General features: G+C 62.1%; 20 protein-coding genes. 7 read left to right on the forward strand and 13 right to left on the reverse strand.

Translation table 11 applies throughout. From position 1 onward, the window contains the following. Positions 1 to 70: 70 nt before the first annotated feature. From AC0L15_RS29240 to AC0L15_RS29260, 5 genes are all read right to left on the reverse strand, one after another. On the reverse strand, positions 71 to 877 hold the full coding sequence (locus AC0L15_RS29240; RefSeq protein ID WP_077382350.1) for an ABC transporter permease: 807 nt from the start codon (positions 875 to 877) through the stop codon (positions 71 to 73). Beyond that, positions 877 to 1,710 (reverse strand): ABC transporter permease, encoded by an 834-nt coding sequence (locus tag AC0L15_RS29245; RefSeq protein ID WP_287250604.1) that lies wholly within the window; start codon positions 1,708 to 1,710, stop codon positions 877 to 879. Before AC0L15_RS29245 ends, AC0L15_RS29240 begins: the two co-directional genes overlap by 1 nt. Before the next feature lie 23 nt (positions 1,711 to 1,733). Beyond that, the gene (locus AC0L15_RS29250; protein ID WP_473497938.1) at positions 1,734 to 2,846 is read right to left on the reverse strand and encodes an ABC transporter substrate-binding protein; all 1,113 of its coding nucleotides are present in this window, start codon (positions 2,844 to 2,846) and stop codon (positions 1,734 to 1,736) included. A gap of 92 nt (positions 2,847 to 2,938) precedes the next feature. Next, positions 2,939 to 4,033 (reverse strand): ABC transporter ATP-binding protein, encoded by a 1,095-nt coding sequence (locus AC0L15_RS29255; RefSeq protein WP_287250606.1) that lies wholly within the window; start codon positions 4,031 to 4,033, stop codon positions 2,939 to 2,941. A gap of 255 nt (positions 4,034 to 4,288) precedes the next feature. After that, complete coding sequence (locus AC0L15_RS29260) at positions 4,289 to 5,173, reverse strand: LysR substrate-binding domain-containing protein (RefSeq protein WP_128173076.1); 885 nt, start codon at positions 5,171 to 5,173, stop codon at positions 4,289 to 4,291. Positions 5,174 to 5,248: 75 nt separating this feature from the next. Here AC0L15_RS29260 and AC0L15_RS29265 point away from each other — a divergent pair, with 75 nt between their 5' ends. Together AC0L15_RS29265 and AC0L15_RS29270 are read left to right on the forward strand one after the other, a co-directional pair. Continuing rightward, positions 5,249 to 6,841 (forward strand): zinc-binding metallopeptidase family protein, encoded by a 1,593-nt coding sequence (locus AC0L15_RS29265; RefSeq protein WP_287250608.1) that lies wholly within the window; start codon positions 5,249 to 5,251, stop codon positions 6,839 to 6,841. A gap of 24 nt (positions 6,842 to 6,865) precedes the next feature. Beyond that, entirely contained in the window at positions 6,866 to 7,798 is a 933-nt protein-coding gene (locus AC0L15_RS29270; RefSeq protein ID WP_287230078.1) for a dimethylarginine dimethylaminohydrolase family protein, read from the forward strand. A 78-nt stretch (positions 7,799 to 7,876) separates the two neighbouring features. On the opposite strand, the gene AC0L15_RS29275 is transcribed toward AC0L15_RS29270, so the two are convergent. Further along, complete coding sequence (locus tag AC0L15_RS29275; protein ID WP_287250612.1) at positions 7,877 to 8,884, reverse strand: ornithine cyclodeaminase family protein; 1,008 nt, start codon at positions 8,882 to 8,884, stop codon at positions 7,877 to 7,879. Positions 8,885 to 9,045: 161 nt separating this feature from the next. Between AC0L15_RS29275 and AC0L15_RS29280 the strand changes: the two genes are divergently transcribed. Next, entirely contained in the window at positions 9,046 to 9,507 is a 462-nt protein-coding gene (locus AC0L15_RS29280; protein WP_128187514.1) for an Lrp/AsnC family transcriptional regulator, read from the forward strand. A gap of 102 nt (positions 9,508 to 9,609) precedes the next feature. On the opposite strand, the gene AC0L15_RS29285 is transcribed toward AC0L15_RS29280, so the two are convergent. After that, entirely contained in the window at positions 9,610 to 9,948 is a 339-nt protein-coding gene (locus AC0L15_RS29285) for a YybH family protein (RefSeq protein ID WP_473497929.1), read from the reverse strand. Between the two features lie 204 nt (positions 9,949 to 10,152). Beyond that, positions 10,153 to 10,902, reverse strand: coding sequence for an SDR family NAD(P)-dependent oxidoreductase (locus AC0L15_RS29290; protein WP_128170483.1), 750 nt, complete (start codon positions 10,900 to 10,902; stop codon positions 10,153 to 10,155). 97 nt (positions 10,903 to 10,999) lie between these two features. Here AC0L15_RS29290 and AC0L15_RS29295 point away from each other — a divergent pair, with 97 nt between their 5' ends. Next, positions 11,000 to 11,887 carry a LysR family transcriptional regulator gene (locus AC0L15_RS29295; protein ID WP_287250613.1) on the forward strand — a complete coding sequence of 296 codons (888 nt, stop codon included), beginning with the start codon at positions 11,000 to 11,002 and terminating at the stop codon, positions 11,885 to 11,887. A gap of 130 nt (positions 11,888 to 12,017) precedes the next feature. Here the strand turns inward: AC0L15_RS29295 and AC0L15_RS29300 are convergent, their stop codons facing one another. Next, positions 12,018 to 12,449, reverse strand: coding sequence for a VOC family protein (locus tag AC0L15_RS29300; RefSeq protein ID WP_287250636.1), 432 nt, complete (start codon positions 12,447 to 12,449; stop codon positions 12,018 to 12,020). 203 nt (positions 12,450 to 12,652) lie between these two features. On the opposite strand from AC0L15_RS29300, the gene AC0L15_RS29305 reads away from it, so the two are divergent. The 3 genes from AC0L15_RS29305 to galE all read left to right on the forward strand — a co-directional run bounded on the left by AC0L15_RS29305 (position 12,653) and on the right by galE (position 16,164). Further along, positions 12,653 to 13,855 carry an MFS transporter gene (locus AC0L15_RS29305; protein ID WP_287250615.1) on the forward strand — a complete coding sequence of 401 codons (1,203 nt, stop codon included), beginning with the start codon at positions 12,653 to 12,655 and terminating at the stop codon, positions 13,853 to 13,855. A gap of 363 nt (positions 13,856 to 14,218) precedes the next feature. Next, on the forward strand, positions 14,219 to 15,193 hold the full coding sequence (locus AC0L15_RS29310) for a UDP-glucuronic acid decarboxylase family protein (protein WP_287250617.1): 975 nt from the start codon (positions 14,219 to 14,221) through the stop codon (positions 15,191 to 15,193). Further along, positions 15,190 to 16,164 carry a UDP-glucose 4-epimerase GalE gene (galE, locus tag AC0L15_RS29315; protein ID WP_287054572.1) on the forward strand — a complete coding sequence of 325 codons (975 nt, stop codon included), beginning with the start codon at positions 15,190 to 15,192 and terminating at the stop codon, positions 16,162 to 16,164. The genes AC0L15_RS29310 and galE overlap by 4 nt, the downstream gene beginning before the upstream one ends. Before the next feature lie 121 nt (positions 16,165 to 16,285). On the opposite strand, the gene AC0L15_RS29320 is transcribed toward galE, so the two are convergent. The 4 genes from AC0L15_RS29320 to AC0L15_RS29335 form a co-directional block, all read right to left on the reverse strand. Beyond that, a complete protein-coding gene (locus AC0L15_RS29320) occupies positions 16,286 to 17,134 on the reverse strand; it encodes a class I SAM-dependent methyltransferase (RefSeq protein ID WP_473497932.1) in 849 nt (282 codons plus the stop codon). Between the two features lie 32 nt (positions 17,135 to 17,166). Continuing rightward, the gene (locus tag AC0L15_RS29325; RefSeq protein ID WP_287250638.1) at positions 17,167 to 17,484 is read right to left on the reverse strand and encodes a transposase domain-containing protein; all 318 of its coding nucleotides are present in this window, start codon (positions 17,482 to 17,484) and stop codon (positions 17,167 to 17,169) included. Positions 17,485 to 18,594: 1,110 nt separating this feature from the next. After that, positions 18,595 to 19,830 (reverse strand): ABC transporter ATP-binding protein, encoded by a 1,236-nt coding sequence (locus AC0L15_RS29330; protein WP_287250622.1) that lies wholly within the window; start codon positions 19,828 to 19,830, stop codon positions 18,595 to 18,597. A 5-nt stretch (positions 19,831 to 19,835) separates the two neighbouring features. Continuing rightward, a complete protein-coding gene (locus AC0L15_RS29335; RefSeq protein WP_287250624.1) occupies positions 19,836 to 21,464 on the reverse strand; it encodes a glycosyltransferase in 1,629 nt (542 codons plus the stop codon). Positions 21,465 to 21,478: the final 14 nt, after the last annotated feature.

Below are 21,478 nucleotides of genomic sequence, written 5' to 3' on the forward strand. Positions count from 1 at the left end.
GGGCAGGACAGAGGGGGGCGCGAAGGATTGCCAACCTTGACTTGATCGGTTTTTCCAAGCTTCGGTCGCCTCACTGCCCCCCGCGCAGCCTGACCACGGCACTGCGCGCCGCCAGCACCAGCACCGTGATGATGATCAGGATCACCGAGAGGGCGGCGATCGCCGGGTCGATGTTGTCGCGCAGGCCCATCCACATCAGCCTGGGCAGCGTGATGGCGTTGACCGAGGTGATGAACAGGGTGACGCCGATCTCTTCCCAGGATAGCACGAAGGACAGCAGGGCGGCGGTGACGATGCCGAATTTGATGTTGGGCATGATGATGCGGGTGGCGCGCTCCCACACGGTGGCGCCGAGACCGCGCGCGGCAAGGTCGATGCGCCGGTCGAGCTGGCTGAGCGACACCAGGATCAGCACCGTTGCGAAGGGCACCGTCATCACCGCATGCGCCATGGCGACACCGAGCCAGGTGTCGTAGCCGAAGAACGAAGAGACGCCGGAGATCGAGGTCAGCAGGAAGTAGAGCGTGATCGCCGAGACCACCGGCGGCACCACCATCGGCAGCAGCACGAAGCCGACCAGCGCGGCGGTGAAGCGCGGCTGGAACATCCACACACCGAGGCTGAAGCACAGCGCCAGCACGGTGGAAAAGGCGCTGCTGACGACGCCGATCCTGATCGAGAGCAGGATCGAATTGATCCAGCGCGGATCCTCGATCAGCGCCCGGTAGTGGCGCAGCGACAATTCGCCGGACGGCATCGCCAGCATGCGGGTGGGCGTCAGCGACACCGGAATGACGGCAAGCAGCGGCAACAACAGGAACAGCGCCACCAGGGCGGCGAGGATCAGCGAGACGGGGCCGGGGCGGTAGGTCGGCATCAGATCAGCTGCCTAGGCCTGACATAACGGAACACCAGCGCCATCAGTGCGCCGACGAACAGCACCAGTACGACGCTGATCGCCGCCCCCAGGCCCCAGTCCGGGCTCTGGAAGATGCGCAGATAGATCAGCTCGGCGATCATCACGCTGCGGCCGCCGCCGAGGATCGCCGGCGTCACGAAGAAGCCGAGCGAAAACACGAAGACGATGAGCGCCGAGCCGATGATGCCGGAGCGGGTCATCGGCACGAACACCGACCAGAAGGTGCGCATGCGGCTGGAGCCGAGCCCGCGCGCCGCCAGCAGCACGCGGTCGTCGAGGCTGCGCATCGAAGACGCCAGCGGAAACACGGCGAAGGGAATGAGGAAATGCGTCATGCCGACGATGACGCCGAATTCGTTGCGCACCAGCGTCAGCGGTTCCGAGATGAAGCCGATCGCCTGCAGCCAGGTGTTGAACAGGCCGCGATTGGAAAACAGCGCCACCCAGCCGAAGGCGCGCGTCAGCACCGAGATCCAGAACGGCACCAGGATGCAGAACTCGGCGATCACCCGCTGCGCCGGCGTGCCGCGCACCCAGACCACGGTGATGGCGTAGGCGGCGGCAACCGAAACAATCGTGACGATCGCAGCGATGCGCAGCGTGCGGACAAACACCGACTGCACCAGCGGGTCGCTAAGCAGCGTGCCATATTGCCCGAGCCCCGGCTCGGGCAGGGTGAAGCTCCAGTTGACGACGCCGAAGAATGGCCAGGCGTAGGCGGCGCCAAGGAACAGCAGCAGCGGCGCCATCAACAGCGCCGCGCCCATCCTGTCGGAGAGATATGCTTTCATCTGGCTCCGGTTATCCCGGTCTATCAGGCGGAGATGATCTTCGTGTATTCGTCGAGTGCGGCCCCGTAATTCTTGGCGTACCACTCCATGTCGAGCGGGATCTGCTTCTTCATGTTTTCGGGGTCGACCGGGTTGATGCGCTTCTTGTCGGCGGGGATCAGCGCGTCGGTGGCCGGATTGGCCGGGCCCTGGCCGAGCTTGTCGAACATGATCAGCTGCTTTTGCGGATCCTGGGCGCTGGCGATGAACTTCATCGCCGCGTCCTTGCCGCCGGGATTGCCTTTGAGCACGGCGAGCGCGCCGGGCGAGATCAGGCCCTGGTCCCAGATGAACTTGATCTTGCCGCCGGAGTCCTGCTCGATCAGCGAGGCTCGCGTCGACCAGACGATGGCCATCGAAGCCTCGCCGTCGAGCAGCACGCTCTGGCTTTCGGCGCCGCCGCCCCAATAGGCCACGACATTCTCCTTGAAGGCGGCAATCTTGTCATGCGCGCGCTTGAGGTCGAGCGGATAGAGCGAGGCCGGCGCGATGCCGTCGGCGAGCAGTGCCGCTTCCCAGCTCGACACGCCCCATTTGTAGAGCGAGCGCTTGCCGGGGAATTTGGTCACGTCGAAGAAGTCGGCCATGCCGGTCGGTGCCTGGCTGCCGAATTTTTCGGAATCGTAGGCGATGACATAGGAGAAGAAATAGGTCGAGGCGGCGTGCTCCCAGCCGAAGCCAGGCCGCATCTTGTTCTTGTCGACGATCGAATAGTCGATCGGCTCGAGCATGCCCTGCGCGCCGAGCGTGATGGCCGAGAACGGGTCGACGTCGACCAGGTCCCAGGTCGGGGCGCCGCTCTTGAATTGTGCGGCGATCGCACCCTCGGTCGGACCGGAGCCGTCCATCTTGACGGTGATGCCGGTCTCCTTGGTGAACGCCTGGCCATAGGCCGCGTCATAGGCGGTGATGGCGTCGCCGCCCCAGTTGACCAGCACCAGTTCCTTGGCTTGCGCGAAGGCGCCGGTCGAGCGCAGCAGCATCGGCGTGCCGGCCAGCACGAGCGCAGCCAGCTGCGTGAACTGCCGGCGCGAGATCTCGCCGCGCACCGCCCTGGCGGACAGTGTCTCGATGGCGTGTTTCCTGGTGTCGCTCATCTCTGAATTGTTTGTCATGTCAGTTCCCCTTTTTTGTCGTTGATATTTCCCGAAAGCCAGCCTGGCGAATTTCAGCTTCGCCACGCCGATCGTCATTGTCCTCCGTCCGGAAGGAGGAAACCTTTTTCCGCAGGCCATGTCAGCCATACGGAATTGCCCTTGCTGAGTGCCGAAGCGGCGACCTCGTTCGGCACCGAGACCGTCACCTTGGCACCTTGGCGCGTGGTGAGATCGAGCCGCGTCGCAGCGCCAAGATAGGTCGAGGCGACCGCAGTCGCGGCGATGCCGTTCTCGCCGGCTGTCGCTTCGGGGGCGATCGACATGTATTCGGGCCGGATCGCCAGGATGGCGTTGCTGCCGACGGCGCTTGCATTGCCGCGCAGGGTGATGGTGCGGTCTTCGCACAGGCCGGTGGCGCCGTTGTCGGCGTTGCGCACGCCCTTCAGCGGCAGCATGTTGATCTCGCCGAGGAACTCGGCGACGAAGCGGTTGGCCGGCCGTTCGTAGACCTCGTCAGGCGCGCCGACCTGCAGCAACTTGCCGTGGTTGAAGATGGCGACGCGCGACGACAGTGCCAGCGCCTCGCTCTGATCATGGGTGACGAAGACGAAGGTGGTGCCGGTTTCCTGGTGCAGCCGCTTCATCTCGGCCTGCATCTGGCCGCGCAGGCCCTTGTCGAGCGCCGAGAACGGCTCGTCGAGCAAAAGCACACCCGGCTCGAACACCAGGGCGCGCGCCAGCGCCACGCGCTGCTGCTGGCCGCCGGACAATTGCGACGGCAGTTTCTTCTCGTGGCCCTTCAGCCCGACGCGCTCGACCATCTCACCGACGCGACGCTTGATCTCGGCCGCCGACTTCTTGCGCACCTTGAGCGGGAAGGCGATGTTGGCCTCGACGCTCATATGCGGGAATAGGGCATAGCCTTGGAACACCATGCCGGCGGCGCGCTGCTCGGCCGGCCGCTCGGTGATATCGACGCCGTCGCTGTAAAGGCGGCCGTCGGTCGGCTGCACGAAACCGGCAAGGATCATCAGGAAGGTGGTCTTGCCCGAACCCGACGGCCCGAGCAGGGTCAGGAACTCACCGCGGCCGATATCGAGCGTCAGATCGTCCAGCGCACGGAACGAGCCGAAGCTCTTGCCGATCCCGATTGCCTTGATCTCTGCGGCACGGCCGGGTTGCTGCATCCTGCCTTGTCCTCAATGCTGATTGAAATCGTAGGCAGGGCGGCGGCTCACCGCAACCGAATAGTTTTCGCCGCATCGGCAAATTTGATTCATCTATGGCGCCAATCTCCCCCCTTTTGGGGGAGATGGCCGCAAAGCGGCCAGAGGGGGTCGGTCCGACTGGGCTCGCCCGCTGCTGCAGATTGGAGGCTGGGGCTTCACGCGCGGCGACCCCTCTGTCGCCTTCGGCGACATCTCCCCCCTCGAGGGGGGAGATTAGCTAATCTCCGACAATTTCGACCTCAGCCACCTCCCGAACGCCTCCAGCACCGGATGCGCCGCCTTGGCATGCTCGGAAACGAGAAAATACGAGCGTGGCGAACTGATTGCGATGTCGAAGGGGCGCACCAGCCGGCCTTCGCTCAGCGCCCGGCGGCTGGTCAGTTCGTCGCCCATGGCGATGCCCTGGCCGGCGATGGCGGCCGAAAAGACCAGGTTCATGTCGGAAAAGAAGATGCCGCCCTCGGTGTCGGGATTCTCGACCTTCGACAGCGCCAGCCAGCGCGCCCAGTCCTCGGTATCGCCGAGATGCAGGAGATTGGCGCGCAGCACGTCGGCCGGCCTGGAAAACCCGCCGATCTTGTTGAGCAGCGTCGGGCTGCACAGCGGCGTGAACGAGATCTCGCACAACAGCTCGACCGCGCGGTTCGGCCAGTTGCCGACGCCGAAGGCGATGAAGGCGTCGGCCTCGGCATTGCTGACGTCGTCCAGCCGCCGCGGCGTCAGGATGCGCAGCGCGACATCGGGGTACATCTGCCGGAATTCGCCTATGTGCGTGCACAGGAACAGCGAGGCGAAGCCCGGCGTGCAGCTGACGCTGAACGAGCCGCCGACGCCGGTGCCGGCATGACGCGTTACCGCATCGCCGAGCACCGTCAGCGCTTTCCGCACGTCGCTGGCGTAACGCTGGCCGCGCGGTGTCAGCGCCACGCCCTTGCCGATGCGCTCGAGCAGATCGAAGCCGAGATCGCGCTCGAGCAGCCGCAATTGATGACTGACCGCGCTGCGGGTCAGATGCAGTTCGTCGGCGGCGCGCCAGACGCTGCCGTGGCGGGCGAAACTGTCGAGGGCGCGCAGCGCCTGCGTCGAGGGAATTCTCAAGAGGTGAACCGAATTTGCATGAGCCGGGAAAACATATCACTTTTTGGCGAGGCGCTTCACTGCTTTCTTTGACCGATGGAGGATCCGGTGACCACCTCGGCCCAAGCAACCGCGCTTGCCAGTCTCGACCACATCCAGCGGTCGCTGTCGGCGTGGACGCGGACGATCTTCGATTTCGGCGAGACCGCCTGGCGCGAATACCAGTCGGCCGCCTGGTATGTCGAGCGTCTGAAGCACGAGGGCTTTTCGGTCGAGGAAGGCTCCGGCGGGATGCCGACCGCCTTTTGCGCCCACTGGACCAACGGCGCCGGGCCGACGATCGGCATGTATGCCGAGTATGACGCGGTGCCCGGCAATTGTCAGGACGCAGCTACCGTCAAGCGACCGCGTCCGGGCCTTGGCGAACAGGCCGGAGGCCACACCGATCCGCATTCCGGGCTCGGCATTGCCAGCCTGGGCGGGCTTTTGGCGACCAAGGCGGCGATGCAGCGCCACGGCATATCGGGCATGCTGCGCTTCACCGGCGAGCCGGCGGAGAAAGTGCGAGGATCGAAGCCGATCCATGCCGCAAAGGGCTACTATGATGGCCTCGCCGGCATGATCTCGTTCCATCCCTTTTACATGCTGCCGCTCTGCAACACGGCGCGCTGGGACACGCATTGCGGCGCGGCCTATGCGATGATCTATCGCTTTGTCTGCGACGAACCCGAAAATTGGGTTCGCGCAAGCGATGGCGCGCCGATTCCGCAGGCGCATTCGGCGGTGCGGGCGCCCGGCGCCAACGACGCGCTTGTCATGATGTACATGGCGTCCAAGGCGCTGCGTGATTCCATGCTGCCGCATCAGGGCGGCTGGTCGATCAGCGAGGCGATCCTGACCGCGGGGCAGGCGACCGCCGACAATCTGCCGGCGGGTCTGGCCGAGATCCAGTACATGATCCGCGTGCCGACCTTGGCGATGGCTGAGCAGGTGACCGCCGTGCTCGACCGCAATGCGGAAGCCGCCGCTAAGATGAGCGGCTGCCGCCATGAGCGGCACTGGGTATCGAAGTCGCGGTCGGGGCTGGCCAATCACGCAATGTCAGGCATCGTCTATGACGCGCTGTCGACCGTCGGGCCACCGCGCTGGGACGAGGCGGCCAAGGCGATTGCCCGCGAAATCCAGGTCAATGCCGGCGGCGCGGCGACCGACGAGCCGTTCATCGCCGAGTTGGAGCAGCTGATTGCGCCTGAGGAGGCGGAGGCGTTGCTGCGCCGCGACCTGCCGCCGTCGCAGCTGAATTCGACCTCCGACGATTACACCGACATGTCGTGGCAGACGCCGACGGCGCGGTTCTATGTCGCCCGACCGGCGCTGCGTTGCGAGAGTGGCCACGCCTACCCGTCCTGGGCGATGAATGCGCTGGGCGGCATTTCCGCCACCATCGATCCGATGGTTGCCTGCGCGTCGAAGACGATTGCGTTGGCAGCCCTTCGCCTGCTGGAAGACAAGGCGGCCCGCGACGCGGCGATGGACGAATTCGTTGCCCGCACCGGCGGCGGCATTGGTGGCAGCAATTGGCTGGCGCCGCTCTGCGACTACGAACCGCCGATCCATTTCCGCTGGCCGGAATATGTCACCACCCCGCGCGGACGGGACTGGTGGATACCAAGCAATCAAGCCGCGTGATCACTCGAAGCCAGGAGAAATCCCATGACCGTCCATGACCGCATCGTAGCAGAACCGTTTTCATTGCAGCGCCGCAACCCGGCCGGGGGCACCAAGCCATTGACCGCCTGGGGCTTTGCCAACGAGACCGACGTCCTGACCGACGTGCTGCTCGGTTCGCCGAATTTCCTGCGCCATCTCTCGACCAGCTCGCTATCGCGCAAGCATTTGCGCGAGGCGCCGTGCAACGTCCAGATTGCGCAGGCGCAGCACAAGGACCTGGTCGCCGCTTACGAGCATTTCGGCGTCAACATCCACTGGCACGAGCCGACGCCGGAGCTGCCGATGCAGGTCTATTCGCGCGATTCCAGCGTCATGACGCCGTATGGCGCCATCATCACCGCGATGTCCCAATGGTGGCGGCGCGGCGAGAACTATGCGGCGATCCGCACCTATGAGAAGCTCGGCATTCCGATCTACGACATGGTCACGGCGGGCACTTTCGAGGGCGGCGACTTCAACGTCATCGAGGACGGCGTGGTGCTGATCGGCTGCGGCGGCGCCCGCACCCAGGAGGAGGGCGCGCGCCAGGTCCAGGTCTGGTTTGACAAGGAGGGCTGGGAAACCCGCATCGCCTTCATCGACGAATATTATGTCCATATCGATCTGATGGTGGTGCCGATCGCCGAGAAACTGACCGCCGTCTGCCTCGCCTGCACCGAGCCGGGCATCGTCGACTGGCTGAAGGGCAAGGGCCACGAGATCATCGACGTGCCGTTCCAGGACACGATGGCGCTCGGCTGCAACTTCATGTCGCTGGGCAAGGACCGGGTGATCGCGCCGACATCCAGCCAGACGCTGATCGGCCAACTCAAGGCGCGCGGCTTCGAAGTGGCGGCGGTCGACATGAGCGAGGTCTCGAAGACCGGCGGCGGCATCCACTGCATGGCGCAGGCGCTGAAGCGTGTGCCGGCCTGAGGGACCGCCCTTTAGCCCGGCCGCTTCCGCGAAAGCGCCATTGTCAGCAACGTCGATCCCGCCTGGCTCGCGGCACGCCTACAGCACGATGAGCTTTCCCTTGCGCAGACGCTTGGCGCAACGATAGGCGAGATCGGCGGCGACCATGTCTTCCATGGCAATGCCCATCGCCTTGTAGGTGGTGATCTGTTGATCCGAAACACGGCCCGGCGCGCGGTCGAGCAGCATGGCGCCAAGCTCAGTGCCGAAATCCGGGTCGAAGCCGGCAAGCTCGCAAGAACCGACCGGGGTCGGTTCGAACGCATCCCTGGTCTCGACAAAAAGACTGGATTTGCCGATGAGCTCGATCGGCATTTCACCGCCGGGTGGTGCCACCCCGACCGACGAGACGTGCGTGCCCGGCCGAACCCAGTCTGCCTCGATCACCGGCTCGTAGGAATGCGTCGCCAGGCACACCACGTCGGAACTGCGCACTGCCGCCTCGAGGTCGGCGACCGCCACCACCGACGGATGCAGCCGGGCAAGCGCTGCCGCATCGTCGAAGCTCTTCGAAGCGACTCGGATTTCGGCAAAGTCGCGCACCAGCGGCAACAGATGCAGGTGCTGGTTGGCCTGCACGCCGGCGCCGACCGCTGTCGCTATCCTGGCGTCCCGGCGCGCGAGCGCGCGCACCGACAGCACGGCGGAGCCGGAGGTTCGCACCGCGGTTATGAAGGTGCCGTCCATGATGCAGACCGGCAGGCCGGACAGCGGATCGAACAGGCTGATGGTGGCGAGGTGGCTGGGCAGGTTCTTGGCCAAATTGCCTTCGAAGACGTTGACGACCTTGACGGTCAGGTTCATGCCCTCCATCCAGGCCGGCATGGCGAGGCTGTAGCCGGCCCCTGGGATGTTGAGCTGTGGTCGGGGTGGATTGACGACCTTGCCTTGTGACAGCGCCTTGAAGCCGTCTTCCAGAACATCGAGAAGCTGGCTGAGATCGATGCACGCCATCACGTCGACTTCGCTCAGCACCAGGATCTCGGTCGCTCCCTTGCTGATTTCCGCCGCACTCCTGCCGGCTGGGCTGAACGCTTCCTTGGTCATCTTGCACTCCTTTTGTTTGTCGAAATCGGCTCACCACGTTTGCTTTGAGTGGGTGAGGGAAGCGCAGGTTATTGCGAGGTTTTATGTGATGAAATACGTTGATTTTGATATCTCTGCGTGAAATCAGCACACAAATCCCTGAGATAGAGTGGATTGTGAAAATGGACGACCTCGACCAGATAGACCGCAGCCTGCTCCGGCTGCTGCAGGAGGATGGGCGCCGGACGACGCTTGATCTTGCCGGGCGTGTCGGGCTGTCGCCGACCGGAGCCAGCCAGCGGGTGAAGCGCCTGTTCCGCGACGGGTTCATCACCGCGGTCAGGGCGGTGCTCGATCCGCGCAAGGTCGGCCGGGGAACGCTGGTGTTCATCGAGGTCCGGCTTGACCACACGGCGCCGCATGTCTTTGACCGTTTCGCCGAAGCCGTGGCGAAGGCCCCGGAGGTTCTGGAGTGCCATATGGTGGTTGGCGGTTTCGATTATCTGGTGAAGGCGCGGATCGCCGATATGGCGGTGTTCAAGGATTTCCTGCAGCGGGTCATCCTGCCACTGCCCGGCGTGCGCGAAACGCACACCTTCGCCTCCATCGCCGATGTCAAGCCGAACGCCCTCTTGCCGGTGTGATCAGTGGAGGAGGGGAACGCTGTTCAGGGCGACCTGCACGCATCTTCGCCATCCTGTCGCTCCCTGGCGCGCCTTCCCGTGCAGAGATGCCGGAGACCGGCTCTAGCCTTGCGCGGTCAGCAGGTTCGCATCGCGGGCCAGCCGCCACGCACCATCAGCCTCCTTGCGCAGGAGCGTCAGCGTATATCCCGATTGACGCACCGGCTTCCCGTTCGGCGGTGTTGCGGTCATATCGATACGACCGCGCATGAAGGCCCAGTCGCCAAGAAGCTGTAGTTCAACGATCTCGTTCGTGCCGTCGACATGAACGCCGGCCATCTCCTGCGCGGCTGCCGCGAAGATCTCCTTGTCGAAGGGCTCCCGGCCGGGAACCATGAAGATCGCGTCGTCCGTCATCAAGCTGAGGACGGTCGCGGTGTCTCCACGCTTGCTCGCATCCATCCACGTCTCGACCAGCTTTCGGATTGCTCTTTCGTCGTCCGTCATCCGTTGCCTCCCTGGCTTCTCGCCGTCATCGATACCGCACGGCGCTCCTCCATCGCCGCAACATAGGGCTCAGATCGCTCTCGTCATCGATTGCAGGGTTTTATCGACGTCACACTGCGTGGGATGGTCCGTGAAACGGCAGGTCCGCGCGCTCTACGCCTATCTCCAACCGCCCGAGGCGGTGATGCGCTCGCCGGTCAGCCAGGATGCGTCGTCGGAGGCGAGGAACACCGCGATGCGGGCGATGTCGTCGGGCTGGCCGAAGCGGCCGAGCGGGGTCATGGCGATGACCTGCTTCTCGAACTCGCTGCCGACGATGCCGATCCGCTGCAGGCCTTCGGTGTCGACGCCGCCAGGCGCGATGGCGTTGACGCGGATGTTGCGGGCGCCGAGCTCTCTCGACATGGAGAGCGTGATCGAATCCACTGCGCCCTTGGTGGCGGCGTAGACCAGCGAGTTCGGCTGCGGGTTGAGGCTGGCGACCGAGCTGATGTTGATGACGCTGCCGCCTCCGGCGCCGAAATGGTTCACCGCTTCTCGGATGGTCAGGATGGTGCCCAGCACATTGGTGTCGAACTCACGGTGGAATTCGGCCTCGGTCACCGCTTCCAGCGGCTCGAATGCGAAGACGCCGGCATTGTTGACCAGGATGTCCACCGCGCCGAACGACGATTTGGCGGCCTCGAACAGGCGGCGCACGTCGGCCACTTGCGACACGTCGCCATGGACGGCAACGGCTCGGCCGCCTGCGTCCTTGATCTCGGCAACGACGCGGTCCGCACCTTCCCTCGACGAGGCATAGTTGACGACCACGGCGGCACCGGCCGCCGCAAGACCTTTGGCGATGCCGGCGCCGATACCCTTGGACGCGCCGGTGACGATGGCGACCTTGCCGTTCAGCTTGCTCATCAATCTCTCCTTTGTCGATGATGAGCGGTATTTAATGGTGATCGGATAGCGTATTTAGGATCACCTCGATCGGTTCTTTCGTGCCTGGAATTCTTGAATGACCATCCTCGAAAAGACCGCCGGTCTCGTCGCCTTCGTGCGCACGGTCGATGCCGGCTCGTTCCATGCCGCCAGCCGGCTGGTCGGCTCCAGCCCGTCGGCGGTGTCGAAGAGCGTGGCGCGGCTCGAGCGGCGGCTGGGCGTGCGGCTGATCCAGCGCTCGACGCGCCGGCTGGCACTGACCAGCGAAGGCCTCGCCTATTACGAGCGGGTCGCGCCTTTGCTCAGAGCGCTGGACGATGCTGAGGACATCGTCCAGCTGGCGGAAGCGCGCGGCCTGCTGCGCGTCACGGCATCCGTCGAACTCGGGCGCGGCCTGATTGCCTCATGGGCGCAAGCATTCCTGGCGCAGCACGGCGAAGTGAAACTCGAGCTCAGCGTCACCGACCGTCACGCCGACCTGATCCGCGAAGGTTATGATGTAGCGGTGCGCATGGGGACGCTGTCGGACACCGGGCTCATCGCGCGCAAAATCGCCAATCTGCCGATCGTGCTGGTGGCCTCGCCGGCCTATGTCGAACGGCGCGGCCGGCCGGCATCGGTCGAGGCGTTGCAGAGCCACGACTCCGTCCGCTATCAGATGGCCGGGCGGCCTTATCCGGTCACCTTCGCCGACGGCGCGGTGATCGTGCCGAACGGGCGGCTCGATACGGACGACGGCGGCGCCATCCGGCAAGCGGCGCTGGCCGGAGCCGGCATCGCGCATCTGATGCAGTTTGCCGTGCAGGACGATCTCGACACCGGCCGTCTGGTCCGCATTCTGCCCGAGGTGGCGATGCCGACTATGCCGGTGCACATCGTCCATGCGTATGGGCGACAGCTACCGGTCCGCGCCCGGCTGTTCGTTGAGTTCCTGGCGGGCCGGATGGCGGCGCTGACGCGATAGGGCGGAAGCTCCGTGGCAAAGACAGCGGCGCTTCGTCGATGGCCATGCGGTAGCCTTTGAGCGTCGCTGCGTTGAAGTTGAATATTAAGCGTTGGCGCGGCGCGACGTAACGAGAATACTTGTCATCGAGCTAAAACGTAATCTCCACCGAAGCGGCGCTGCGGTTGGCCGGCCCGTGAAAGACGGCCTCGATGTTGTTGCCGTCGGGATCGAGCAGGAAGGCGGCATAGTAGCCGAGATGGTAGTGCTGCCGCTCGCCGGGTGCGCCATTGTCCGTGCCGCCGCCATCGAGGCCGGCCTTGTAGAAGGCGTCGACCATCGCGCGGTCCTTTGCCTGGAAGGCAAGGTGGTGGCGCCCCGTCAGTTGCCCGCTGGCCGCCCGGCTGTCGATGCTGGAGACGAACAGCTCGTCGGCCCAGAAATAATCCTCGGCGCTGCCGCCGATCGGAATATCGAGCACCTTGAAAACCGCCTCGTAGAAGCGGCGGCTGGCCTTGAGATCCCTGACCACCAGCTGGACGTGGTCGATGAGACGGCCGCGATGAAGTTCCATGCCTGACAGCTCCTGATCGCCAGGTTGGAAATCTAGCTCAGGACGGTGCACGGTCAATGCAATGGAGCAATTGAATGGCGCGATTTCCTGACTGGATAAAAAATGCAACCGGATTGTAGGATTCGAAATGTCGTCATCGTCCTTCGGACGCAAGCGGTGTGACGAAGCTTGAAAGAAGTCGCGCCGTGTCCAAACGATCTCGGGAGAAAAATATGAGCCTTTCCTATCGTTGGGTTATCGTCGCGGCAGGTGCTGTGATGACCTGCGTCGCCCTCGGGGCGATGTTCTCGCTGGCGATCTTCCTCGAACCGATGGCGCTCGACACAGATTGGTCGCGCGCCGGCATATCGAGCGCTATGACGCTGAACTTCCTGGTAATGGGCCTCGGCGGCTTCGCCTGGGGCGCCATTTACGATCGCTACGGCGCCCGCATCGTGGTGATGACAGGTGCGTTGCTGCTCGGGCTGGCGCTGGTGCTGGCCAGCCGCACCGGCTCGCTGCTTGTCTTCCAGATCACCTATGGCGTGCTCGTCGGCCTCGCGGCAAGCGCCTTCTTCGCGCCGATGATCGCGCTGACCGCCGCTTGGTTCGACACCAATCGCAGCTTGGCCGTTTCCCTGGTCTCGGCGGGCATGGGCGTGGCGCCGATGACGATCTCGCCCTTCGCGCAATGGCTGATCACGGCCTATGACTGGCGCACCGCCATGTTCGTCATCGGCGTCGCGGCATGGGCGCTGCTGGTGCCGGCCGCATTGCTGGTGCGCCAGCCGCCCAAGCCTGCCGCTGAAGACGCCGCCGCCAATATTGCCGCCAACGATACCGGCATGTCGGTTCCACAGGCGCTGCGCTCGCCGCAATTCATCGTTTTGGCACTGACCTTCTTTGCCTGCTGCGCGGCGCATTCCGGACCGATCTTTCACATGGTCAGCTATGCCATGCTGTGCGGCATAGCGCCGATGGCGGCAGTCAGCATCTACAGCATCGAGGGCCTGGCGGGCTTAGGCGGCAGGCTTTTATACGGCGTGCTTGCCGACCGGCTGGGGGTCAAGCCGGTGCTGATTACCGGTCTGGCGATACAGTCCGTGGTCATCGCAGCCTATCTTGCGGTCAGCGAGCTTGGTCAATTCTACACGCTCGCCGTCATCTTCGGCGCCACCTATGGCGGCGTGATGCCGCTCTATGCGGTGCTGGCGCGCGAATATTTCGGCCAGCGCATCCTCGGCACGGTGTTTGGTGCCGTCACCATGCTGTCCAGCATCGGCATGGCCTTCGGCCCGCTCGCCGGCGGCATGGTGTTCGATGCCTATGCCAGCTATTCCTGGCTGTTCATCGGCTCGGCCCTCGTCGGGCTCGGCGCGGTGGCGGTGGCGATCGCGTTCCCGCGGCTGCCGCGCAGGGAGTTGCAACTGGCGTAGAATGGCGGAGAGAGGTTGCAGGGGGTCGAAAGTGGACATCGCCTATGTCAGCTTTTGACCCCCAGTCGCGAGGTGTTCATCGGCAGCGATAGGAGCCGGGTCAAGACTGTGCAGGACCCATCTCCTTTTTATTATGATCATGATGCAACGCAGCGCATTCACGTCCAAATGTCGATTGCCGGTAGGCTGAGGTTCGGACGAAAACCGTCAAAGAGGCCTTTTCATCGATCGTGCGCCGCGCACTCACGCGACTATTTCAGGTCTGTTAACATTTTGTGTTTTCGGCGCAGCATTTTTTTCCTATCCTCGCCCTAGGGCTTTGCGCATCCGATTGCGTGAAGAACTGGCGTGAGGATCCCAAACATGCAGCAGGCAAAGCGAGTCTTGGTGACAGGGGGCGCAGGTTTTCTGGGATCGTTCCTATGCGAGCGGTTGCTTGCTGAAGGCCACGAGGTTGTATGCGTCGACAATTTCTTCACAGGAAGTCGGAGAAACGTCTCGCATTTGCTCGACAACAGATCCTTTGAGATCATTCGGCACGACGTGACATTTCCGCTCTACGTAGAAGTTGATGAAATATACAACCTTGCCTGCCCGGCAAGCCCGGTTCACTATCAGTTCGATCCGGTCCAGACGACAAAGACCAACGTCCATGGGGCGATCAATATGCTGGGGCTCGCCAAGCGGGTTCGCGCAAAGATCCTTCAGGCGTCCACGTCTGAAGTCTACGGCGATCCCGAGATTCACCCGCAGACCGAGGACTATTGGGGCAGGGTAAACCCGATAGGTCCCCGTTCCTGTTACGACGAAGGCAAGCGGTGTGCCGAAACCCTGTTTTTCGACTATTGGCGGCAGAACAGGTTGCGGATCAAGGTAGCGCGCATCTTCAACACTTACGGTCCGAGGATGCGTCCGGACGACGGCCGCGTCATTTCCAACTTCATCGTGCAGGCACTGCAAAACAAGCCGATAACTGTGTACGGCACCGGCGAGCAGACACGCTCATTTTGCTACGTCGACGATCTCATCGACGGTCTGGTTCGCCTGATGAACACGGCCGACGATGTTACCGGCCCGATCAATCTCGGCAACCCGGTCGAATTCACGATGCTCGAACTCGCCAATCTCGTGATCGAACTTACCGGAAGCCGATCCGAGATCCGGTTTTTACCTTTGCCCGTCGATGACCCAAGGCAGCGACAGCCTGATATCGGGTGTGCCTTGCGCGAGCTCGATTGGAAGCCAGGAATCGCATTGCGCGACGGTCTCGTCACGACCATTGCCTATTTCGATGACCTGGTCTCATCGGGATCCGCTCGGTCCGCTGCAGCCGAATGAAAACAGTCTTGGTCACTGGCGGGGCGGGCTATATCGGCTCACACTGTTGCAAGGCATTCGCCGAATCCGGTTGGTCGGTCATTGCGTATGACAACCTCTCGCGCGGCTGGCGCGACGCGGTCAAATGGGGACCGCTTGTCGAGGGCGATATTTGCGACGGTGCAGCGGTGGCAGCAGCGCTGCACCAGTACCGGCCGGATGTGGTGGCGCATTTCGCCGCTTACGCCTATATCGGCGAGTCCGTCCAGCGCCCGGAACTCTACTACCGAAACAACAGTTTTGGGACGCTGGTCTTGCTCGAGGAAATGCTGAAGGCCGGCGTCGACAAGCTGATCTTGTCGAGCACCTGCGCGTCTTACGGCGTTCCGATTCGTTCTCCGATTGATGAAACGCATCCGCAGTCGCCCATCAATCCCTATGGATGGTCGAAATTCATTGTAGAACGAATGGTGGACAATCTTTCGGATGCCCATGGCCTCAACGCGGTTGTGCTTCGGTATTTCAACGCGGCCGGATGTGATCCGGACGGCGAGGTCGGTGAGCGGCATGAACCGGAAACGCATGTCATTCCGCTCGCTGTCGAGGCGGCGGTTAGATCGGGCCGGATTTTTACCATTAATGGCACCGACTTCGACACAAGGGACGGAACCGCGGTGCGGGACTATGTCCACGTCACCGATCTCGCCCGTGCGCACGTTCTGGCGGGGGAGAAGCTTCTCCGCGATCCGGGAGTCCACGTCTACAATCTCGGCACCGGAACCGGGACGACGGTGAACGAGTTGGTCGATGCGGTGAGCCGGGCTTCAGGGACGCGCCTCCCTGTGGCCTACGGTCCGCGCAGGGCAGGCGACCCGCCTGCGCTTGTGGCCGCGGCCGGCAAGGCGGCCCGGGAACTCGGCTGGAGGCCTGAGCAATCCGGAATCGACCGGATCGTCGAAACGGCGCTGACCTGGTATCGCCGCCGGTTGTGAGGATTTTTTTGCGGAAGAGCCCTACCGCACGGTCAACAAGCAATCGAAAGCGGCGGCGACTGCGGCAAGCGAGAATCTTCCTCTATCTGACTTAAACCAACAAGCCTCCCTCCAGGGCGGTTCAAGCAGCCTTTGTAATCATGACTAGGATTTCGTCACGCCACTCTCCTTTTCGTGCAAAATGAACGGAACATGAGACTTTGGCATTCGGGCCGAGAACTTTGTCAACAAGCACATGCGTGTTCTTGTTCCAGATGACGAACCGGTCATCTTTGCAATCGAAGTTCCACTGGTGCAGCCCTTCGTATTCGCCGCCCTCGGCTTCATTTCGGTAATGGCGGAGCAAAACCACGCCATCGTCTCTGACAAGTTCGAGCATATTCGCGATCGTGGCTACTGGGGCATAGGTGTGGTCTAGAGAATTTCTCGCATATGCAATGTCAAAGCTAGCCCGCGAAAACTGGCTTAGTAGCGTCTCGCCCTCACCCTTAATCGTCGGGAACGGCAGCTTGACGCCCCTCTTGCGCAGCACGTTAGCATAGTGATCAGCGAGGGGGTCGACAGGCGTAATGGATATGTTCTTACCGGGATGCGTATACCCAACTTGGGTGATTGCCCCGGCCCCGACATCGATGATGGCAATGTCGGTACGAGATTCTGTCGATAAATATTTTGTGATCATCGGATCCCGTATGGGACACTCTGGGTTCTGAGCCTCGGCTTGGAATTGAGCAGCCTCCGGCTCACTGGAATGGTACGACTCGTGCCAATCACGCTCGTTGAGGAGGCCGATAGTCCACTTAGCCTTGTTGCCCAGTCTCGCCTTTGCATCGGCATTTCTTGATAACGTCTGGCGCGCCACGTAGAACGTGGAGAGAAGAGTAAGATGTAATTTCGTTGCCACTCGTGCACCACGGCCTTGAAGGGCCGATAGGATACGCTTGGGGCCAACTTTTGTAGGTTGGGTCATCTCGCCACCATGTGCTATTGAACCAATCCAGGTTAAGCATCATGCCGCAGCCACCGCCTCAACGAGCACAGCCGAGGTGTCGCCGGTCCCGAGCGCCACTTCCACGGACGCAACTCCAGCAGGCGCCAGACGGGCAGGTTCGGCATGCGGGCTAGCACATCCGCGAGCCAGGCCCTCGGGTCGATGTCGGAGTTGCGGCCATACTGCTCGCGGCGGAGTTTGGCGATCTCCAGCCTGAGGTGCGCGATCATCGCCTTGGAGGTCGAGACCACCGCGCGCGCCTCGGCCAACTCGACCTCCGTTCGGGAGCGGACCTCGGAGGCAGCCAGTCGAGCACGGAGAAGAGCGATCTCGGCGGGGTCTCGGACATGCCTAAAGCTACCACGTCCAGCGCCTAAATCCCAGCAGAAACAGCCCTAGCCGAACTCAACCGAGCCTTCGCCGAGCGCTGCGTCCAGCGTGGATTGCGCCAGTCGATTCCGTCGAGCAACACGCCGCCGCTGATCTTGCTTTTTTCAGCATCAACGTGACGGTCGCTGTTCCGAGCTTCTCCAGCGTTGGCTTGCTCTGCGGTTTCGGTGGGGGCCGATGGGGCGACAACTTCGACCGACGAGAACTCGTTCGCTAGGTCACTCACCTTCGTCGGCAACGCGCAATTGGACACGTCGCAGTCCAAATTTGGGGCGAGTTCTGTCCTTTTCGACTGTGCCGGAGACCGGAACACCAGTGCCTAACGGCGCTGGCCTGCAATTTGGTTCCGGCCAGTCACAATCGAGGCGTTTTGTCAGATTTGCGGTGCTTGATGCCAATTCCCGCGGGATCATGGGCAAGATGGCTTGATTGGGGGGCGCTTTGGAGTGGTTGTTCACGGTGCCGGCGACGCTCAAAATGCGGCGGCTGGAGGCGTAGATATGAACGGCTGGCTGGATGAAGTTCGCATCACCAAGGGCGTGGCGCTCTATGCGTCGGACAGCGGATTTGCAGTGCCGACTGCGGCTTACCCGCGCTTTTAAGCTAAGCCGTCGATCGCCAGCGCAGCTGGTTCTCCCATCGAACGATGGGGTCCGGACGAGGCAAGGCCCTGTTCCATCAAAGTCTAACGACTGGGAAAACGCACCGTCAAGCACGTGCGGTAACAGTTGATTCAACCGATGCTGGTATTTTGAAGGAGTGTGGTGGCGGCTCGACAGTGGCGCGGGAAGGCGAATTGCCGGAGCCGCCAGCGCCGCCCGTTTGGGGTTTGACCGCGCCGTCTATTCTGGGACAGCGCGGTCAAACATTCCGTTAAAATTTTCCGGAACTAATTATCCGTTTTCGCGATGCCCGACCCAGGCGTTCCCGCAAGCCCGGGTTGTCCTTCAGTCTTTGCAGGGCGCGCGCGATTTCAGCGTTGCGGTCGCGCGGTCGACGGATTGAACTACACCGAAGATTTATTCGCCAGGACGTCTCTCCACGCGCCTTCAATCCACCTTAAGCAACTGGGCAGAATGCGACAGTCGCACAATCCCGTGCTCTTTCTGATATGGCCAATATGAGTCATTGACTGTTGCTGCAACAACGTCGAACGTTAGCAAGTTCTCGCTGTCGAGGCCCGCGTTATCCTCTCCCCACGAAAAGAGAGCCGCTCCAGCGCTATAAGTGCCAGGCAACAATCCCAACGATCGCACGCTGAATACGACCTTGGCCAGCCCTACTATGTCAAATTGACCAACACCTTCCGCGAGGCTTTCGAGCACAGAGATCAAGTTGCCTTCCTGATCAAAAATCTTGATAGCAACCACGCTTCGGTGATACGAATTCCTCGCGCCCAGCTTCAGCACAAAATCGTAATCGCCGCCAAACTTGAGCTGGCTGCAGCGCTCGCGCGTACCCGGATACACAATAGCCACCTGCATCCAGAGGTCATCATCGCCAACGCGCTCGGATCCGTTGCTGCTCGGGGCGGTGTTCGACAGGTACGCATCGATGATCGATGATGCCTCGCCAAAATCCTTCAGAAGGCCGCGGTCCAGATAAATCGCTTTTGTGCAATGCTGCCGAACCATGGCCAGGTTGTGGCTCACGAACAGCACGGTCCGACCTTCACCCGCGACGTTCTTCATCGTGCCGAGACATTTCCTTTGAAATTCAGCATCGCCGACAGCAAGCACCTCGTCGACGACGAGAATCTCCGGCTCCAGATGAGCAGCGATCGCGAAGGCAAGCCGAACATACATGCCGGACGAATAACGCTTGACCGGCGTTTCGAGAAAGCTGCCGATATCGGCAAATTCGATGATCCGGTCTAGCTTACGCGTGATCTCGGCTTTACTCATGCCGAGGATCGCGCCGTTGAGGTAGATGTTCTCGATCCCGTCGAGATCCGGATGGAATCCGGCCCCTACCTCCAGCAAGCTTCCGATCCGACCTCGCATCACTGCCTCGCCCTCATCCGGAGCCGTGATCGAGGTCAAAACCTTGAGCAGCGTGGTCTTTCCCGAGCCGTTGCGTCCGATGATACCGCACACGGTGCCAGTCGGAACGGAAAATGTGATGTTCTTGATGGCGAAGAATTCGTTGAGGGAAGCTTTGGCTTCCCGCGAGCGCAAACGCGCGACAAGTTGTTCGACCTCCTCACGCAATGAGCGCACGCCGATCGCGCCGCGCCGGTAGCGCTTGGAAAGTCCTCGGACCTCAACGGCTGGCAATTCTGTCATCGATCTCAAGCCGTAACATCTGCGGTTCGACTGCCGGGTTGATCCGCGGTCAGCCCGTCCTTCACGACGCGCGCCGTGACAACGATAGGATAGGCGGTATCCCGGACGTCGAGCTTCTGGTCAGAAACTTCTTCCTTGGCGAGTCCCTGAAGAAAACAAACTGCCGCAAAGACGTTGCCGTGGGTTTCGAGCGCCATGTTCGCCGTGCTGAAGGATTTCGCAAGCAACTTCGCCAACGCCGCCTGCGTCAATGACCAGAACCACGTGCTGCCCCACTCGCCGCGATCGACCGGGGTGATGCCAGGAACAGTTAGCAGCAGCACGCCCCCGGGCTTGAGCGCTTCGGCCAGTGCAGCGACCGCGGCCGACATGTCGAAGATCAGATGAAGTGTTTGCGTGAGGATGATGCAGTCGAAGGCGTTTGACGGCAGCACTCCGGGCTGCGACAGGTCGCCTATGATGGTCGCGTTTGGATCATCGGGATCAACATGCAGCACGTCGCTCTTGACGACATGAGCACCGCCAAAATGCATCGTGTAGCTGTTGTCGCCGATTTCCAGCACACGGCCATGTATGTCGGCCGCATTCAATCGTAGGAAATTCTCGATATAATACCGATCTATTGGCTTGCCCCGATCATATCCAAATGAATGGCTCATCGGCATCGTGCGTGCGAAATCCCCAAACCGCACCGAACCGACGCGCGGAGCCCGCCAATCGGCGCCGGAAGCTCCGAGCAGCCGTTGCACCTGCCTGCCGACCTTGCGTGTTATCTTAAATGCCGCCGTTTGCAGCGTGATCGGCGGCGACATCTGCAAAGCCTGCCGCAGCATGCGAATCGCTTTGGCGGGGTGGGCGCGGATCGCGCGCAAGGCATCAGTAGTCAACTGTCCGGTATAGTAGGTCTTCCAGAACCGCCTACCATCGCGGACTGCAAGACGCACATCGTCGTCAACCGGACCTGCTAACTGCTTGTCAAGCACCGACAATGCTGCAGCGAGCATCATCGATCGATTCTTCGTCATGTTGTCGCCGTGCATGCGATACTCGGCGACGACATCGTCGTGCGTTACGATCGAACCGCGCCGGGCAATTCGCAAGAATAGCTCATAGTCTTCGCAGGACCGCATTGAAACGTCGAACCCGCCCATGGCCGCGAGCCTCTCCCGCCGATAAACTACGGTCCCATGCATCGCAATGAAGTTTCCCGTCCGCAGTAACTGAAGATAAGGATCTTCAACAAGCGCGACGTGATGGTTGTCTGACTGGATCGCACCGCTTCCATTGATGAAGCGATGAGCTCCGTAAGCGAGAACCGCATCTGGATGCGCAACCAGCATTCGCACGCCCGTCTCAATGGCATTCGGAAGGAGACGATCATCCGCGTCCAGAAAGGTGATGTAATCGGATCTGGAAGCCGCCAGTCCGGTGTTTCGGGCGGCCGCGAGCCCGCAATTGTCCTGCCTGATCAGGCGCACGCCCGGATGACGCTCGACAACCGATGCCGGGTTGTCGGTGGATCCGTCGTCGACGACAATAATTTCATCCATCGGCCGGCTTTGACGAAGACAGCTCTGAATGGCTTCCTCGAGAAAGCGAGTGTGGTTGTAAGTTGTTATGACGACTGCGATCATGAAACAGCCAAATT

This window comes from Mesorhizobium sp. WSM4846 (assembly GCF_055811415.1).